At 42.0% G+C, this 18,612-nt stretch carries 19 protein-coding genes; 13 read left to right on the plus strand and 6 right to left on the minus strand.

The window, feature by feature from the left end; translation table 11 throughout:
• Positions 1–80 precede the first annotated feature (80 nt).
• The 12 genes from NG22_RS13190 to NG22_RS13245 all read left to right on the plus strand — a co-directional run bounded on the left by NG22_RS13190 (position 81) and on the right by NG22_RS13245 (position 11,283).
• Positions 81–533 (plus strand): GatB/YqeY domain-containing protein, encoded by a 453-nt coding sequence (locus tag NG22_RS13190; RefSeq protein WP_053406158.1) that lies wholly within the window; start codon positions 81–83, stop codon positions 531–533.
• Positions 534–545: 12 nt separating this feature from the next.
• Positions 546–1,055, plus strand: coding sequence for a CvpA family protein (locus tag NG22_RS13195; RefSeq protein ID WP_157601079.1), 510 nt, complete (start codon positions 546–548; stop codon positions 1,053–1,055).
• A gap of 2 nt (positions 1,056–1,057) precedes the next feature.
• Positions 1,058–1,630, plus strand: a complete 573-nt coding sequence (locus NG22_RS13200; protein WP_053406160.1) for an aminodeoxychorismate/anthranilate synthase component II — start codon at positions 1,058–1,060, stop codon at positions 1,628–1,630.
• 88 nt (positions 1,631–1,718) lie between these two features.
• Positions 1,719–2,468 (plus strand): alpha/beta fold hydrolase, encoded by a 750-nt coding sequence (locus NG22_RS13205; protein WP_053406161.1) that lies wholly within the window; start codon positions 1,719–1,721, stop codon positions 2,466–2,468.
• Between the two features lie 8 nt (positions 2,469–2,476).
• Positions 2,477–3,142, plus strand: coding sequence for a CBS domain-containing protein (locus tag NG22_RS13210; protein WP_053406162.1), 666 nt, complete (start codon positions 2,477–2,479; stop codon positions 3,140–3,142).
• An 85-nt stretch (positions 3,143–3,227) separates the two neighbouring features.
• Positions 3,228–4,100, plus strand: a complete 873-nt coding sequence (locus NG22_RS13215; RefSeq protein ID WP_053406163.1) for an NAD kinase — start codon at positions 3,228–3,230, stop codon at positions 4,098–4,100.
• A 118-nt stretch (positions 4,101–4,218) separates the two neighbouring features.
• Positions 4,219–5,112 carry a DUF6089 family protein gene (locus NG22_RS13220; RefSeq protein ID WP_157601081.1) on the plus strand — a complete coding sequence of 298 codons (894 nt, stop codon included), beginning with the start codon at positions 4,219–4,221 and terminating at the stop codon, positions 5,110–5,112.
• A gap of 78 nt (positions 5,113–5,190) precedes the next feature.
• Positions 5,191–5,937 carry an isoprenyl transferase gene (locus tag NG22_RS13225; RefSeq protein WP_053406165.1) on the plus strand — a complete coding sequence of 249 codons (747 nt, stop codon included), beginning with the start codon at positions 5,191–5,193 and terminating at the stop codon, positions 5,935–5,937.
• Between the two features lie 2 nt (positions 5,938–5,939).
• On the plus strand, positions 5,940–8,618 hold the full coding sequence (locus NG22_RS13230; RefSeq protein ID WP_253275692.1) for an outer membrane protein assembly factor: 2,679 nt from the start codon (positions 5,940–5,942) through the stop codon (positions 8,616–8,618).
• Between the two features lie 490 nt (positions 8,619–9,108).
• Entirely contained in the window at positions 9,109–9,654 is a 546-nt protein-coding gene (locus tag NG22_RS13235; RefSeq protein WP_367379238.1) for an OmpH family outer membrane protein, read from the plus strand.
• 104 nt (positions 9,655–9,758) lie between these two features.
• Positions 9,759–10,304, plus strand: coding sequence for an OmpH family outer membrane protein (locus tag NG22_RS13240; protein WP_053406166.1), 546 nt, complete (start codon positions 9,759–9,761; stop codon positions 10,302–10,304).
• A gap of 64 nt (positions 10,305–10,368) precedes the next feature.
• Positions 10,369–11,283 carry an LD-carboxypeptidase gene (locus NG22_RS13245; RefSeq protein ID WP_053406167.1) on the plus strand — a complete coding sequence of 305 codons (915 nt, stop codon included), beginning with the start codon at positions 10,369–10,371 and terminating at the stop codon, positions 11,281–11,283.
• Here NG22_RS13245 and chrA read toward each other — a convergent pair.
• Positions 11,272–12,450, minus strand: a complete 1,179-nt coding sequence (gene chrA, locus NG22_RS13250) for a chromate efflux transporter (protein ID WP_053406168.1) — start codon at positions 12,448–12,450, stop codon at positions 11,272–11,274. The two genes, NG22_RS13245 and chrA, sit on opposite strands and share 12 nt — an antisense overlap.
• A 169-nt stretch (positions 12,451–12,619) precedes the next feature.
• On the opposite strand from chrA, the gene NG22_RS13255 reads away from it, so the two are divergent.
• Entirely contained in the window at positions 12,620–13,384 is a 765-nt protein-coding gene (locus NG22_RS13255) for a superoxide dismutase (RefSeq protein WP_253275693.1), read from the plus strand.
• 98 nt (positions 13,385–13,482) lie between these two features.
• Here the strand turns inward: NG22_RS13255 and NG22_RS13260 are convergent, their stop codons facing one another.
• From NG22_RS13260 to lptC, 5 genes are all read right to left on the minus strand, one after another.
• A complete protein-coding gene (locus NG22_RS13260; protein WP_053406169.1) occupies positions 13,483–13,752 on the minus strand; it encodes a DUF493 family protein in 270 nt (89 codons plus the stop codon).
• Between the two features lie 146 nt (positions 13,753–13,898).
• Positions 13,899–15,986, minus strand: a complete 2,088-nt coding sequence (locus tag NG22_RS13265) for a peptidylprolyl isomerase (protein ID WP_053406170.1) — start codon at positions 15,984–15,986, stop codon at positions 13,899–13,901.
• Between the two features lie 351 nt (positions 15,987–16,337).
• Positions 16,338–17,618: a hemolysin family protein gene (locus NG22_RS13270; protein WP_053406171.1), complete on the minus strand. Its 1,281-nt coding sequence runs from the start codon at positions 17,616–17,618 to the stop codon at positions 16,338–16,340.
• 7 nt (positions 17,619–17,625) lie between these two features.
• Complete coding sequence (locus NG22_RS13275) at positions 17,626–17,862, minus strand: hypothetical protein (protein WP_053406172.1); 237 nt, start codon at positions 17,860–17,862, stop codon at positions 17,626–17,628.
• 7 nt (positions 17,863–17,869) lie between these two features.
• Positions 17,870–18,475: an LPS export ABC transporter periplasmic protein LptC gene (lptC, locus tag NG22_RS13280; RefSeq protein ID WP_053406173.1), complete on the minus strand. Its 606-nt coding sequence runs from the start codon at positions 18,473–18,475 to the stop codon at positions 17,870–17,872.
• Positions 18,476–18,612 lie beyond the last annotated feature (137 nt).

Consider the following 18,612-nt stretch of genomic DNA (forward strand, 5'->3'; position numbering starts at 1 on the left):
TTTAGTCGAACTATTCCACCGAATGCTTAAATCCCTACCTTTGTATCCAAATAATATTTCAAAAAATAAAAAGAAAACTTATGAGCTTAAAGGAGACCATCAATACCGATATTAAAAAAGCTATGCTAGCCAAGAAAAAAGACGATTTGAGAGCCTTAAGAGCAATCAAGTCCATGATTATGCTAGCTGAGACAGAGAAGGGCAGTGCCAGTGAGTTGAATGAAGAGCAGGAAATCAAGATTCTTCAAAAGGCGGTAAAACAAAGAAAAGAATCTGCTGATATGTATCAATCACAAAATCGTGAGGATTTAGCAGAAATTGAACTTTCTGAAGTTGCTGTGATTGAGCAATACTTGCCACAGCCGCTTTCGGAAGAGGAGTTAAAGGCGGCGATCACCTCCATTATTGCTGAAACCGGTGCGGAAGGCCCTAAAGATATGGGGAAAGTGATGGGCGTTGCCACTAAATCCCTTGCCGGAAAAGCTGATGGAAAATCTATTTCCACCATGGTGAAGACTTTACTTAATCAATAATTCAAAACTATTTTGATCAGTATTTTTGATATAGGCGCCTTGGTTCTTATGGGTTATGGCGCCTACAATGGATTTAAAAAGGGACTTATCGTCAGCATTGTCACGACTTTAAGCCTGTTTATTGCGATATGGGGCGCTGTACAATTCCAGGATATCGCTACCAGCCTGTTAAAACCTTTTGTAAGCATTGATATCAGCTACCTGCCATATCTCGCTTTCGTTTTGGTCTTCATTGTTTTTGTTGTAGGGGTACATTTCATCGGAACTTTCCTGAAAAAAATTATCCATATGACACTACTCGGAAGTTTAGACACTTTAGCTGGTGGCTTATTGGGAATTATTAAGATCGCTCTCTTTCTGGGCGTTATTGTTTTTGCCATTCAGCATTTTGCCCCTGAAAAAGCCGACGAATTAATGAGTAGTAGCATGGCATTTCCTATTTTGGCAGATTTGGCTGACTTCGTAGCGGGCTTCTTTCCTCCCATAGAGTTCGAAATTCCGGACATTCCAAAAAGCGTGTAACATTGATATTACTGATTGATAATTTCGATTCCTTCACCTACAACCTGGTGGATTATTTTGCGCAAATTGGTGTGAAATGCCGGGTTTACCGAAATAATACCCCCATCCATGATTTAAACCTGGAGGGTGTAAGGGCCATCGTCCTTTCTCCCGGCCCGGGCACTCCTTCCGGAGCTGGGCGATTAATGGAGTATATTGCATATTTTGATGGTCAATTACCCATGCTAGGCGTTTGCCTGGGACATCAGGCCATTGGCCAATACCTGGGCGAGAAAGTCATTCAGGCCATTCAACCTCTGCATGGAAAAATTACCGAAATCAAAATCTCTCCAACCGGCATTCCATTCAGGGATTTAGGAAAACACTCGAAGGTAACCCGTTATCATTCTCTAGTCCTACAAAAGCCATTAAGATCTGATATTCAAATAACTGCCGAAACAAAGCAGGGAGAAATAATGGCCATTGAGCATTTTGAGAAGAAAATGACCGGCATACAATTTCACCCGGAAGCTATTTGTACTGATGAAGGACTGCAAATGCTTAGGAATTGGTGTGAACACCATCGCATCATTTGATATCCATTGCATTTCAGCTAAATTGCCAAATATTATTTCTACAGGCTAATATCCTCTAATGGCTTTTAGTCTATATTAATGTTATTGCATGACTATTGAAATTAAGGAAGCTCAGGGCTTTCAGTATATAGAGGAGGGTGAGGGGCAAACCATCATGTTGCTTCATGGGTTATTTGGCGCCCTAAGTAATTGGGATGGAGTCGTGAATCACTTCAAGGAGGGGTTCAGGGTCGTTATTCCTTTATTACCCATTTATGAAATCCCAAGAAAACAGGCCAACCTGGAGGGCCTACTTGCGCATATTGAAGCATTCGTCCAAATGAAGGGATTGAATCATATGATCATCATGGGCAACTCTCTGGGGGGACATCTTGCTTTGATGTATGCGCTGGCACACCCTGATGAGGTGGATAAATTAATTCTGACCGGCTCTTCCGGCCTATTTGAAAACTCCATGGGTAGCTCTTTCCCCAAAAGGGGAAACTACCAGTTCATCAAAGAAAAAGTAGAATATACCTTCTATGACCCTAAAGTAGCCACTAAGGAATATGTGGATGAGGTTTTTAATATCACGAACAGCATCCCAAAGTGTATGAAAATCGTTAGTATAGCTAAGTCCGCTCAACGGAACAATTTAACCGACGAGTTGCCAAAAATTAAAGCCAAAACGCTTTTGGTGTGGGGTACCAATGATACCATTACCCCTCCGGAAGTGGCCTATGATTTTGACCGGCTTATACCTGACACTCAACTACGATTCATTGACCGGTGCTGTCATGCTCCCATGATGGAACATCCGGATGTTTTTAACCAGATCGTAGATCGATTCCTGAACTGAAAAATAATATGATTGCAGAATCTCTGATAAACCACTCCATTCCACCATTAAAATCATCTGACAATTCGCAAAAGGCGCTTTTATGGATGGAAGAATTGCGCATGCACCAACTTCCGGTGGTGGACAATCGAAAATTCAAGGGCATGATCTCCGAGGAGTTGGTATTAGAGAATAATAATATCGACGCCTTGGTGGGGGAATATGATTTGATTGCGGAACAATGTTATGTTCAGAAACATCAGCATATGCTGGATGTTATCAAACTCTCTACCGACTACGGGGTGGACATTGTAGCCGTGGTGGACGAAGATTTAAATTTCCAGGGTATCATTACCTTAAATGATACCCTGAAAGCCTTATCGCAATTATCGGCCATTCAAAGTCCCGGAGGAATATTAATCCTATCCATGAAACAGATTGATTATTCCCTGGCTGAAATCACCCGACTAATAGAAGAAAACAACACTAAAATCCTCAGCACCTATGTGTATGATGACCCTGAGGATCCTACAAGGTTACATTTAACGGTTAAACTCAACACCCACGACCTGCAAAGAATTGTGGCTACATTGGAGCGCTTTGGTTACCTGATTGAGGCCCGCTTCGAGGAGACCACCAGTTTAACCAATGAGCAGGAGCGGTTTGATATTTTGATGAAATATTTAAATATTTAATTTGGCTTTGTAATTTTAAGCCAAAATCCGCTCAACCTTAACAAATGAGGGGTTTTTAAGATTTATTTTTTTTAAAACAATAGTGATGCGCGTCGCCTTACACGGTAAAAACTTCTCAGAACAAAGTATTCCGGTTATGCGAACAATTTTTGACCGAATTGTTCGATACAGTAGTAAAATTTTTCTCTCCGAAAGATATGCCAAAGTCTTGCACTACCGGGGTATCAAATTACCCTTGGCCGGTACTTTTGGGCGTGGAAACTTACCCGAATGCGATGCAATCATTACCCTTGGGGGAGATGGCACCTTGCTAGATACCGTTACTTATGTGGGAAGCAGCGAAACGCCTATTCTCGGCATAAATACCGGAAGATTAGGTTTCCTGGCTACAATTCCTATCAATAAGTTTTCTGAAACTTTCAAGAGAATTCAGGAAGGGGACTACCGAATAGATGAAAGGAGCTTACTTTCTTTGCGCACTCCTGAAAACTTTTTCCTTAATCAGAACTTTGCCCTAAATGAATTCACAGTAACCAAAAAGGATAGCTCCTCTATGATTACCGTTCGTGCCTTTATTAATGATGAATACATCAACAGTTATTGGGCCGATGGATTAATAGTAGCCACTCCAACAGGTTCCACTGGTTATTCCATGTCTTGCGGAGGCCCCTTACTACATCCGGCATCAAACAATTTCGTCATTACTCCGGTGAGTCCGCACCACTTAAATGTGAGACCACTAATTATTCCGGATAATTCTGAAATCCGCCTGGAAATAGAAAGCCGATCACGCAATGTTTTAATTTCTTTGGATTCCCGCTCGCAGAGCATTCCCTACCAAACCGAAATCAAACTAAAAAAAGAATCTTTCGGTGTAAAGCTCATCCACCTCAATGACTATAGCTTCTATGATACCCTTCGTGGTAAACTCAATTGGGGCATGGATCTAAGAAATTAATTAAAAAATTGTATCTTCAGCTCAAATTTAGTCTCAATCACACCATTCTGCTTATGCAAGAGCAATACGTTTAAAGCATTTTATTATATTTCCCCTCATTTTTGTAATAATTTCGAATTTGAGGTTTCTAGTAATCAAAAAACGAGTGGTGTTTTTACCCAAGCGCAATACATATTTATGCTGTAAACTGACCCTCCTGCTAGGATTTTTTCTGGTATGGAAGCAGGAAGCCAATGCCCAATTTCAGGAAATTGGCGTCGGGATTGGAGGCATGACCTATACGGGAGACATACAGCCTAATTTTTCTTTTAAAGAAACCCTCCCGGCAGTGGCGGTAGCCTACCGCCGAAATTATCAGTACGGTTTTACCATGCGCTACCAGTTACTGGTAGGAAGCATTCAGGGAAGCGATGCAAATACGGCCAGAGATAATTTCGCCACCAGCCGAAACGCCTCCTTCAATGCACTGATGACCGAGGCAAGCGCTGTCATGGAGTACAATTTCATGGACTACAAAAGCAGTGGTTCGGGCTATCCCTGGACCCCTTATTTATTCCTTGGCGTTGGTTTCAATTACTTTCAGGGCACTTCCTCTATAGCGCCTATCCCCCCTGAAAACTCTGGAGTGGCCAATATCCCGGCTACAAAATACAATTACAATTCATTCTCTTACACGGCCACAATTGCTGGGGGAGACAGCTTTATTGAACAAAAAAATGCATTTCCACTGGTGATTCCACTGGGCTTTGGCTTTAAATACAGTTTAAATCCGAACTGGACCCTCAATCTGGAATTTGGCGCGCGTTTGACTTTTACTGATCGCCTGGACAATGTCTCTCAGGAAATTGAGACCAGTAATCATTCGCAAAGATATTACCCTTCCGAACCGGAAGATGTTAAAAAAAGAGATTTCTATTACGGACATGACACGAATGCAGACATGTACTATTACTTTGGTCTTTCCCTGAGTTATGGTTTTTTCAGCGTTCCATGCCCTCATGATTTTTACTAAAGCCCTGCTAATAAGTTTTTATTCTTAAAAAAATTAAAGCAACTTTACAGGCTTGAAGATAAGGAATGGTTATTTCGCATGAAGGAACAGATTAATCCAAATAATATACCTAAACATATCGCCATCATCATGGATGGCAACGGACGATGGGCTAAAAAACAAGGAGCAGCCAGGATTTTTGGTCATCGAAATGCCCTTAAAGCAGTTCGGGAGTCGGTTGAGGGAAGCATGGAATTGGGGGTAAAATACCTTACGCTTTATACCTTCTCCACCGAAAACTGGAACCGTCCAAAATTAGAAATTGATGCCTTGATGCAATTGCTCGTCAGCACAATTAAAAAGGAGACTCCTGATCTTCATAAAAATGGTGTTAGAATAAATGCTATTGGAGATATATCCAGCCTTCCAAAAGGTTGTCAGGAAGAACTAAGCTGGGCAATGAATTATACCAAAAGCAACAGCAAGCTGGTTTTGAATCTGGCGCTGAGCTACAGTGGCCGGGCCGAGATCATTAACAGTGTTCAAAAAATGGTGGCAGCCGCACAAAGTGGAGCGCTAAAACCTGAAGATATTACCGAAGATTTTATAAGTAAAAGTCTATACACGGCAGAAATTCCTGATCCGGAATTACTCATTAGAACCAGTGGGGAAAAAAGGATCAGCAATTTTTTACTGTGGCAGATAGCTTATACCGAACTACATATTACTGATACCCTATGGCCAGATTTCAGACAAAAACACCTGTTTGAAGCGGTATTAGATTATCAAAAACGCGAACGAAGATTTGGAAAAATTAGCGAACAGGTGCAATCCCAAAACTCATGAAATTGTCTAATATAATCCGATTTATCACTATTTTTTCCCTTGGATTATGCCTGGTTCAAGAAGCCACTGCACAATTCAGAATGGGTGTTGGACGTAAAATTGACAACACCATCAAGCTGGATTATGGAAATCCTAAGGAATATGAAATTGCCGAAATTGACGTACAAGGAATTGAAACCCTGAATAAATCGGCATTGCTCTCCTTAACCGGCCTAAAAGTAGGTGACAAGGTTAGAATTCCCGGAGATGACATCAGTAACGCCATCCGTAAACTGTGGAAACACGGGATTATCGGGGACGTTTCCATTTTGGTCAACAAGCTGGAAGATGGACAGGCATTCCTAACACTGGAATTAAAGGAGCGTCCAAGACTGACGCGTTTTGAATTCCAGGGAATCTCCAAAAGCCAGTCCAAGGAATTGGGAGAAAAAATAAAGCTGATCCGTGGTAGGGTACTGACCGATGCCATTGTGAAAAATGCAGAGCTTTCCATTCGTGACTTCTATGTGGACAAAGGACACTTAAATGTGGACGTAAAAACGAAGCAAATTGAAGATACGCTGGTAACCAGCGGTGTTCGATTGATTTTCGATGTCACCAAAAACAACAAAGTAAGGATTGACAAAATCAATGTTTACGGGGCAGAAGCCATTGATGACCAAACGGTCAAGCGTAAAATGAAGAAAACCAATGAAAATCTTCGTTTTAAACTGCCTAACCGGTTAGCCTCCGACCTCATTTCCCTAGGAAAACCGGAAAACATGAAATACTTCCTGACGCATCAGGAAGATGACGGCGGCTCCAGCGTAAAGGATTATTTGAATGAAAACGTGAAGCTGAACTTCTTTAAATCCACCAAATTTATTCGCACCGAGTATGAGGAGGATTTAGATAAAGTCATCACTTATTACAACTCCAGAGGTTACCGTGACGCTCAAATCATGGAAGATTCCGTTTATGCTTCCGGCAAAGACCGCATCAATGTGGACTTACATATTGAGGAAGGTCAGAAATACTATTTCCGAGATGTAGAATGGGTGGGTAACTTCGTTTACACTGATGAAATCATGAACAAAATCCTGGGTGTAAAGAAGGGCGATGTTTATGATATGGAATTAATTCAGAAAAAACTAAACTTTAACCCTACAGGACCAGATGTTTTCGGTCAATATATGGACAACGGTTATCTGGCATTCCGCTGCGAGCCTGTTGAGGTAAAAGTAGAAGGAGATTCCATTGATGTCGAAATGCGTATAGTGGAAGGTGCACAATTCACTATTAACAAGGTTCTACTAACAGGAAATGACAGAACTAATGACCATGTAGTATATAGAGAAATAAAAACAATTCCTGGGGATAAATTTTCGAGAGAAAGAATTATCACCACGCAGCGAGAGCTATCCCAGCTGGGTTATTTCGATGCAGAAACCATCAATCCGGTTCCACTGCCCAATATGGCTGCAGAGACTGTAGATATTGAATGGGGCGTACAGGAGCGACCCTCCGATCAGATTTCCCTTTCCGGTGGTTGGGGTGGATCCTTCGGTTTCGTAGGTACAGTAGGATTGACCTTTAATAACTTCTCGGTTAAGAATATTTTCGATAAGAGTACCTACCGTCCATTACCTTCAGGAGATGGACAAAAGCTTTCCCTGAATGTTCAGGCCAATGGGGTACAGTATCAATCTTATGCGATCGGATTTACCGAGCCCTGGCTAGGGGGGAGGAAGCCAACCTCATTAAATGTGTCTTTCAACCACTCGGTACAGCGTATCTTCCCATTCAATGATTTCAGTTTCACGAATCAGATTGGATTCCTGAAAATGTGGGGAGCTTCTATAGGCTTTGGAAAACGATTAACATGGCCGGATGAATGGTTTACCATTTCCTACGCATTGTCGATGCAGACTTACGAAATGGAGAACTATACTTACTCCAGACTAGGATTTGATACCGGTACTTCTACTAACTTCTCCTTCATTACGACTTTGTCTCGTAACTCAGTGGATAACCCAATGTATCCGCGAACCGGTTCATTGGTAAGTACCAGATTGGCCATGACGCCTCCATATTCTTTGTTCAATAACAAAGATTATGACAACATTGATAATGAAGAAAAGTACCGATTTGTCGAATTCTATAAGGTTAACTTTGACCTGAAAAACTATGTACAAATCTGGGGTGATTTGGTATTGGAAACCAAGGCCCACTTTGGACATATGGGATCCTATACCAATCAGGTTGGGGTAGGTCCTTTCGAAAGATTTGAAATGGGTGGTTCGGGTCTTTCCGGAGGTAACTTCATGTTGGGTACTGATATCGTAGCCTTAAGAGGTTATCAGGATCGTTCCCTGATTCCTTACAACCCGGAAGAACAAATTCAGGGGGGTACAACTTTCGTAAAATATACCGCGGAATTGCGTTACCCACTGTCACTGAATCCATCTGCGACCATCTATGTTCACACCTTTGCAGAAGCGGGTAACAACTTCAATGAGGTCAGCAGCTTTGACCCATTCGATGTAAAAAGATCCGCGGGTGTGGGTGCCAGAATCTTTATGCCGGCCTTTGGTTTGATTGGTATTGACTGGGGTTACGGATTTGATCCGACTCCAACGCAGCCTGCTGGCGGACCTTCCGGTTCTCAGTTCCACTTCACCATCGGACAGCAGATCAGATAATCAGATTGAAAAATATACAAAAGCGATGTTCCTTTGAGCATCGCTTTTTTTATGCCCTGTTTCGAAAAGACGTCAGCCGTTTAACCGGAATGATGCACCAGCAGATTCAAAGGGCTTAAACAAATTTATTCACCGTTGGATGCTTTACCTTTCCTCACGCTCCATACGATCTCCCCATTACCGATCTTTTCCTGAATTTTTTAAACCAATAATTGGGGTCTAGCGGCTATTATGGAAATTAATCAAATTTGCAGCCGGATGGTGTGCTTTTAAACACACTCTAAAGAACTATTTCTTCCTTGGAAAAAACTTGAAATGAAGAACTACTCCTTCATTTTCCCCCTTGCTGCTAAAGGAGGATTTAAGTATGAATAATCCGGTAAAGCGCTCATAATTCGGTTAATTTCCTTAAATCAAAAAATAATCTAATATTTAGGTTTAATTTCCTTTTAGGAAGCGTAAATTGAAATCTAAAGCAAAACGCTTTTCAATGCATATGAATAAACTGTCTTTCTTTTTTTGCTTTCTGGCCTGCCTTTGTTTAGGTCAATATTCCTGGGCTCAGAAATTTGGTTATGTGGATACAGAATTCATCCTGACCAAAATCCCCGAATATCAGGAAGCCCAGTCAGAGATTAATAAACTTTCCGAAACCTGGCAAAAAGAAATTGCCGAAAGTTATAAAGATATCCAGGCCAAATACGATGAACTCCAGGCCGAAGAAGTTCTGCTGACTGCCGAAATGAAGGAGGAAAGACTGAAGGAGATCCAGCGAAAGGAGGAAGAAGTTAAAGCCTACCACAAAAAAGTCTTTGGATTTGAAGGGATGTTCTTCCTGAAGAAAAAGGAATTGATCAAGCCGGTACAAGACAAAGTTTTTGAGGCAGTATCCAAAGTTGCCAAAGAAAAAAGGCTTCAGGTGATCTTCGATAAATCCGGAACACTGGTGATGATTTATACTGACCCGATACACGATTACACCGACTATGTACTGGAAGAACTGGGACTTGGAGATCCTAATGACACCGTAGAATAAGGATAGTGTTAAATAGTGTTAATTCGGATCGATAAATTGGAAGAGTTTTTTTTTAAACTCTTAATCTTTATTAGTTTGCAACAAATTTAATTTTTGGGATAATTATGAAAAATAAAAGCTTAATTACTGCGCTGGCATTGGTGTTGGTATTTTTGGGTTTGGGTGCGCAAGCACAAACTGCAGCAATTAAAATAGGATACACCAATGTTGACTATATCCTAAGCCAGTTACCTGAAGCTAAGCAGATCGAAACACAATTGAAGGAGTACGAGGCGCAACTTGGCAATCAGTTGCAAGCTAAAATGCAGGAATTCGAAACAAAGTACAGAGACTTCAGCGAAAAAGCCGAGACGATGGTACCTGAGGTTCGTGCAGACAAGCAACAGGAACTTCAAAACATGCAGCAGCAAATCCAGCAGTTCCAGCAAACTGCCCAAGGATCTTTGCAAAAGAAACAACAAGAGTTATTGGAACCTACTTACAAGAAAATCCAGAACTCTATTGATAAAGTAGCGGAAGCAAATGGTTATACTCACGTATTCACTTCTGATGCGGCAGGTTTCCCAGTATTGCTTTATGCGCGTGAAGAGGACAACATCTCAAATTTAGTATTGAAAGATCTTGGAGTAACTCCTCCTGCTTCCAACTAATTTGAAAAAAATATCAATTTAAAAATCCCAATCTTACGGTTGGGATTTTTTATTTTTAGGCCATATGCAAAAAACCTTGTACCCGCCATTTTTAAAAGAAGGAGATGCTGTTGCCATTGTTGCCATTTCCGGCCCGGTAATGGAGGCCCCTGTTCATGCTGCCCGAAAAATACTGGAAAAAGAAGGCTTCCGTGTCCATTTGGGAGCACATTGCCTGGACCAGGTCGGGATGTTAGCCGGAAAAGATGAAGATCGACTGGCCGATTTTCAGCAAGCACTGGACAATCCAGAAATCAAGGCTATTCTCTTTGCACGCGGGGGCTATGGGGCCAGCAGGATTATTGACCTGGCGGATTTCAGCCAATTCCGGAAATTACCAAAATGGTTGGTGGGATTTTCCGACCTTACGGCCATTCACCTGCATTTGGAAAAATACCATATCTGCAGCATTCATGGGGTAATGCCCAATTCCTATGCCCGGGAAGGAGGAGAAGTTGCCCGACAAGCTTTGTTTGGCTTACTCAAAGGGAAAACAACAAAGCTAGCATCCCCTAAACACCCTTTAAACCGTCAGGGAAAAGCGAAGGGGAAAATCTTAGGTGGAAACCTCAGCATCATCAATCATTGTCTCTCAAGCCCTTCAGAGCCGAATTGGAAAGGTGCTATTTTGGTTTTGGAGGATCTGGAGGAACAACTTTACCATCTGGACCGCATGATGATACAATTACAGCGATCAGGGGTCCTCTCCCAACTGGCGGGATTGATTATCGGACAATTTTCAGACATGAAAGAGGGGCGTTATCCTTTCGGAAAACTGGCGGAAGAAATCATCCTGCAACATGTTGCGAATTATCAATATCCGGTCTGGGTAGGCGCTCCAATTGGTCATGAGGCTCACAACCTCCCTTTTATTCATGGCGCTAATATTTGCCTGGAAGTAACGGATGAAGGGTCAAGTATTGATTATTTACAAAATTAAGCCTATCCCAAGGGTAAGTAAAACGATAACCGGTGCGGGGACTTTATTGGTAAGAATCAGAATAAAGCCTGACAATACCACCAGGATATTCAACCATTGCCACTCTATGGGCATGGCCAGCTGAACGGCTGCTGCAGCCACAAAACCAGAGCTGGCCGCCACAATACCCTTTAAACTTGCTTTGATCACGGCATAATGCTTAAGCCGCTCCCAAAAGCGAATAACAAAGAATATCAAAAATGTGCCGGGAAGGAAAATACCCACCGCCGAGACTAATCCACCCAAAATAGCCATCGGAACACCATGCTGCTGCATACTGAGCGTCCCCACATAAGCACAAAAAGAAAATACAGGTCCGGGAACCGCCTGTACCATGGTATAGCCCGTCAGAAATTCCTCAGAGGTCAGGTACATTTTCAGACTTACAAATTCTGTGTAAAGTAAAGGAATAAGTACCTGTCCACCGCCAAAAACCAGACTGCCATTCCGGTAAAAATTCTCAAAAAGGCGGACTAATTTGTCTTGCGTAAAATACCCGACCAACGCAGCTCCTATGAGCACCCCAATCCATAAAAAGAAATTCTTCCAATCAATACGCCAGGGCACTTTTTCTGCAGGAGATTTTTCCTCCTGATGATGTCGCCAACTGGTATAGGTGCCAGCGGCTAATAAGATCAGGGGAAAAAGGAATGGACTGGCAGCCAACAAACATAAAACCACCGAAATCACCATAATGACGACGCCCTCCCCATCCCGAATCACTTTTCGGGCGATCTTAATCCCTGCTGCGGCCACAAAAGCCACTGCCAGTGGTGGAATAAATCGGGTAAAAGCTAATGAAATGTCAAAAGAGGCTGCCAGACTTATTAAAAGCCCTAACAAAATCATTAGGGTAATAGCAGGAAAACACCAAATTAACAGTGTCCAATAAGCCAAAGAAGGGCCCCCAAGCCTAAAACCAACCGCTGTAATGGTTTGAGTAGAAGTAGGCCCCGGTAAAATGGAGCAAAGCGCATTTAACTCCAATAATTCCTCCTCGGAGAGATACTGATGCTTTTCTATGAGTACTTCTATAAAAAGCGCAATATGAGCTTGTGGACCTCCATAAGCAGTAAATGCCAATTGCATTACATCTCTTAAAAAAATCAGACGCCTGGCTCTTCTCATAAAAAAGTTTTAATTACAGAAATGGTCTTAACTTCTCACTAATTGGCGCACAAACTGTAGCCAGTGGTACACTTCAAAGGTTTAGACTTTTACCTGCCGTAATATCTGATAAATAAATTTTGAAGAAAAGGATTTAATTTTCAAATTGAATTATTCCAACACAATAATCATGGACAATAAACAAAACCCAAGCAACAGTAGAAGGGCCTTTGTCAAGACCTCTGCCAAAGCTGCCATTATCAGCGCAGCAGGCATGCCTTTAATGGGAGCGCTCAGCAGTTGTGAATCCAAAAAAGAAGAGAAAAAAGAGGAAGCAAAAGAAGTAAAACCTCAGGTAGAGACTTTCAGTCAAATTGCACTTCCTTACGCATTTGATGCTCTGGCTCCCAATATTGATGCCATGACCATGGAAATCCACTACGGGAAGCATCATGCAGGCTATGTTAAAAAATTAAATGCGGCTGTTCAAAAAGATCAGATTGGTGGTTCTTTGGAAGCTATTTTGGCCAATGTCAGTCAATATTCCACGGCGGTTAGAAATAATGGAGGCGGACATTACAATCACAATATGTTTTGGCAAGTGATGAGTCCGAATGGGGGAGGAGTACCTACTGGCAAACTGGCTGCTGCTATTGATCAGGCCTTTGGAAGTTTTGAGGAGTTTAAAGCGCAGTTCTCCAAGGCGGCGGCCACCCGATTCGGTTCAGGCTGGGCCTGGCTGGTGAAAAACGGAACGCAATTGAGTATTGGATCCACGCCAAATCAGGACAACCCCTTAATGGATGTGGCCGAGATAAAGGGCACCCCTTTACTTAACCTGGATGTTTGGGAACATGCCTATTACCTCAACTACCAAAATATGCGTGGCAGCTATATTGAAAACTTTTGGAAAGTGGTGAACTGGGAAGAGGTTTCAAAACGATTTGAGTCCTAATCTGCACAGTTTTACCATAAGAAAAGGCGATTCTTTACCGGAATCGCCTTTTTTATTACTACCCCTTATGTTCAATAGGGCGCCATTTTTACCACAAATTACAAGGAAATTAAACCAGGAATTTTCGCAGCCTTCTTGTAAGTATTGACTACTTCATCAGAAGATCTTACTGCAAACCTCGCAGTGAAAGAGAAGAATTTCCCATTCTTAGAGCGTTTTTCTTCCACCATCTGGCGAGGAAAAATCTCTTTATGAAAATGCTCCACTTCTGTGGATGGAACGATAAACTTGTAAGTATAATTGGTAGGGAATTGATGCTGATCCTCTAATTTTTTCTTAAAGTCTTCGTATGAAAACGACTTAGACATAAATACTCCTTTTCTTTATTTATACGTTGTTTGTCCATCAGCAACTGAATATTACTGACAACAAGTTCTTAAATACAAACAGCCTGCCGAATTAAATCGACAGGCTGTTGGCTTATATTTTTCAGACAATTTGTCAGCTAAGCGAATTAATAATACTTATAACGCTCATCAACAACATTGGCTGCCTCTTTCAAAGACTCTGAGATGTTGAAAGAAACGCGGTTGTTCAGGTTCGCTTTCAACTGATCTGCATAAGTTTTGTAGTTTGCTATTTCAGGGGCAGTAGTTTTCGCTACTAATTGGATCACCAAGATACCGTTATCAGTCACTACTGCTTTGGAAATCTCACCTTTCTCCAAGCCGAAGATAGTACCTACTGCTTCCGGTGCATAACCTACAGATGGTAAAATGTTAGAAGCAATTTTCAAATCAGAAGCTTCGTAAACTTTAGCGTCATCGCCGTAGTTCTTCGCCATCTCATCCAAAGTAGCTCCGGACAATTTCTTCTTGATGATCTCTGCTTTCTTCTCTTTTTTCACTTTATCTGTCACCTCTGTCTTCACTGCAGAAAGTGGAGACGTTCCTTCTTCCACTACGGAAGTCAAAGCTGCTACCACATAGTTCTCACCAGCGTCCTGCGCTTCAGAAACCTCACCGATAGCTGCATCACGGAATGCCCAGCTAATTACAGCACGAGCATCAGCAATAGATCCCAAACGACGATCATTAGCGCCTAAACGAGCGGCAGTCTGAACGCGGTAATTGTTCTCTTTTGCAAGCGCTTCCATTTCGTTTACATCACCAGCATTGGTCGCCAGCATGTCCGCATCACGGAAGATCTTATCACGCGTTTCATCAGAAGCAATCATCTCACGTTGGATAGTGGCAACGCTGAATGCCTTTGTTGTCACCGGCTCTGTTACTTTAATAATGTGGTAACCGAACTGCGTCTCTACAACAGCACCATAAAGCCCTGCTTTGTTCATTCCGAAAACTGCCTTTTCGAATGGCTCTACCATACGACCTTCAGAGAACCATCCCAAGTCACCACCGCGAGAAGCAGATGGATCCGCAGAATTTTCTTTGGCCATTTCCTCAAAATCAGCACCACCTTTTATTTTTCTCAAAATGCTGTTTGCCTCTTTCTTTGCTTTTGCTTTAGCCTCGTCTGAACTATCTTCAGCGCGAATCAAAATGTGGCTAGCTTTAGCCGACTTTGTTCCTTCCTCAGAAATTTTAGATACTTTATAAAGCGTATAGAATCCGCCTTCCGCATAAGGACCACGAACATCCCCTTCAGAAAGGTTACCTGCGTTAGCCTGTAACATACGTGGCAATTGATCGATTGAGAAAGTTCCAAAAGACTGGCCATTCACATCAGTATTGGCTGCAGCGTACTCGGCATCTTCTGCTACTGCTTTGAATTCGTCTTTGATCTCGTTGATCTCTGTAAAGAAAGCAGCTGAATCAGAGGCAGAAGGTACAATTGGGAAAGTTACATACTTCACCGCACGGTAAGCTTCTGTCTGATATTGTTTCGAATGAGCGCTTAAATAGCTTTTCAATTCACTGTCCTTCACAGGTACTAAAGAGTCACCCACTGTGTAGAAAGGAACATAAAGATATTTTGCTTCAGCTACTTCGGTTTCACCTTCGTACTGACGCTTCGCTTCTTCAATAGTTACATAGTTAGCACCCTGAACCAAGTAATCGAATTTCAAGCGCTCACGTGCTGGGATTAAGGACTCTTCGATACTCAACCACATTTGAGTCTGCTGAGGATTGAAGTTTGCCATCGCTCTAAGCATAAAGTCTTTATCAAACTCACCAGTCTCAGGGTTTCTAAAAAGTTGCTGGATCTGTGGGCTGATATTCTTACCCTGAACCATGTCAATCAATTCCTCATCTGATACTCTGATTCCCAAAGCCTCATACTCAGTTTTGAAAGTTTCTTTGATCACCAAAAGATCCCAAGCTTGCTGACGCAAAGAGTTGGTCTCCGTTTCAGAAGGAAATCTTCCATAATTATTACGGAAGTTGATTTTTAGTTCTTCTATCTGGTTTTGGTATACTTCTAAGGGTATTTCATTTCCAGCAATCTCCCCCACAACACGATCGTCCTGAGAGGAGCCCGGAGCTAACAAATCACCACCTACAATAAAAACTAACAGACCAACTGCAATTACACCTACAGCGACGCCTGTTTTCTCACGTATTTTGTTAATTAAAGCCATTGTTTAACACAATCTAAAAAAAGCGCTACGATTATTATTTCTTATTTATTTACAATTTTTGGTAGAGGAAGCCTGGTAAAAATGCTCAGCTTTCGCTGCTCCAAAAAATATCTTGGACTCCCCTCAAAAAAAATTTGGTTCGAAATATCGGTAAAAAACCATTGAAAATAAACCTTTTCGGCACGGGATTCTAAAAAAATGACTATTTCGTTCTTCGCCTAGCCATTTAAGCCCTATTTCAATCCCGAGCGAGATTAAAATTATCAAAATATTAAGGAAGGACACAATATTTTAATGAAGGAAAATCAAAATTTGCCAAAATCAGCTATTTCTTCCCCGGGCAGGGAGGAGTTAGTCCTCCAGATTTGACCGGTCCAGCTGAACAATATCAATTCCATTTTCCTTCCTGATCTCAATGATGACCAAACCTATAGAAGTGAAAATTTCCTCTTTTTCCTCAGGAATTTTCTGAGCTTCGGCAAAAATAAATCCCCCTAAGGTATCATAATCCCCTTCCGGTATATCCCAGTCATATTTTTCATTTAAATAATCAATATCCAGCCGGGCAGAGAGACGATAATGCTCTTCCCCGATTTCCTCTTCCACCAAATCCTCATCATCATGCTCATCCTGAATTTCTCCCAGAATCTCCTCAATCACATCTTCCACACTCACAATACCGGCCGTTCCCCCGAATTCATCCACTACTACTGCAATACTTTTCTGATCACTCACAAATTGAAGAAGCAGGTCATTGGCCAGCATGGTTTCGGTAACAATGGGAATATCCATCATATTTTCCTTCACGCTCTTAGGCTTGCGAAACAAGTCCGAGCTATGACAATAGCCGATGATATCATCCACAGAATCCCGATAGACCAATATTTTGGAATGCCCGCTTTCCATAAAAGCATTTTTTAAGTCCTCTACAGCGGCATTTTCTTCCACGGCCACGATATCAGTCCGGGGTACCATACAGTCTCTCACCTGAACGGTTTTAAACTCCAGTGCATTGTTAATGATACGGGAATCGACCTCTTGTTCCTCCTCATAGCCTTCTTTTAAATTACTTACAAACTGGCTGAGCTCGGTTCTGCCTAACATCCCGGAATCTTCAGAGTAGGGCAGGCGCATCACATGCACGATGAATAATTCTGACACAAACATGACCATGGCCACCACCGGACGACTAAGCTGGTAAATTAACCATACCGGAACCATCAACACTTTCAAAATCCCATTGGGATCAATCAGAAAAAGGGATTTGGGGGTAAACTCGGATAAAAAAAGGACAATCACAGTGGAGATCACCGTCTGCAAGAAGAATAATAAGAACTCATTATCTTCCGGAAGAAAGTGATAAACACTATTAAAACCTTCGATCACTTTCGCCATAAATATGGTGTAAACCATCAGCGTGACCGTATTGCCCACCAACATAGTAGCCACAAACTGGCTGGGGCTTTTCAAAAATTTGGTATACACTTTACCGGACAACATGCCCTTTTTCTCATCCAACTGAAATTGTAGCTTATCGGCGGAAATAAAGGCAATTTCTACCCCGGAAAAGAGGGCTGAAGCCAATAATGAAATGACTACGATATAAATCGGTTGTTCCAAACTTTCAATCATAAGGTCGTTAAGCTTTACGCCTGTTTTTCTTTTTCCCTTTTGGGTTTCCGGAATCCTTCTTTGGGGCCTCAGCCTGCTTTTTTACCGGCCCCCGAAGCAACTGATAACCAAAGAAACCGGCCAGGCTAAACATAAAAATAAAATAGGATTGTTGAAAACCATAAAGCATGGTCTGGTGCACCCCAATAATGAAGGCGACGACCGTTAGGGCAAATACGATTTGAGTGATTAATCCTCTTGACATGAAAATATTATTGAATGTCTGTAATAGGTGCTACCATCCTCGTGGAGTCTACACCTGTGGAGTCTTCTTCCTCTTCCTCATCGAGCTCAATAGTTCCTTTGGGCGTGCGAATGTGATAAAAGGAAAAATCCTGAGCAGCATCCAGTCCCTCACCAGTCAATATTTGCCCCTCCGACTCAATTCTCACAAACTTCTCGGTATAGACCTTTTTGGTTTTCGGATTCCAGAACAACTCCTCCGTATTCAGTTTTTCTCCGGACTCTACATTCTGAACCCGCACATCACCCTGAGCCTTATACTCCATTTTTTCCTTCTCATAATAGCAATAATTGCATCGAAGGGTGGCCTCCATCTCGCCCTCTTTATTAAAAAATTCGAGATACAATCCCTCGGGAAACTCCCGATCACCGGATTCAAACTCTAATTGCTTGTCAGCCTCCAGGGTAAGCACTAATCTTGCGGAATCACTGTAATAGGTCAGGATCGTGTCCGCCTCCATCATGGGGCCCTCGTAGGATACAAAAACGTTCACGTCTTTTTTCTCTTCCTCACAGGCTGAAAGCGTTAGCAGGGCCAATAGTATTGCCCAAAAACCGAAAAAATGCTTGTTCATGGATATTAATAAGCGGAATGATGATTTTAAACAAAGATATAAAAAAAGCAGGCAATCAAAATACAGCCTGCCTGCTCTTTAAGATACTTTATGCGAATATGCTCCGTCAGGCGCAACGAATCCACCCCTGAGGTTCA

This window comes from Persicobacter sp. CCB-QB2 (assembly GCF_001274635.1).
Taxonomy (GTDB): domain Bacteria; phylum Bacteroidota; class Bacteroidia; order Cytophagales; family Cyclobacteriaceae; genus Persicobacter; species Persicobacter diffluens.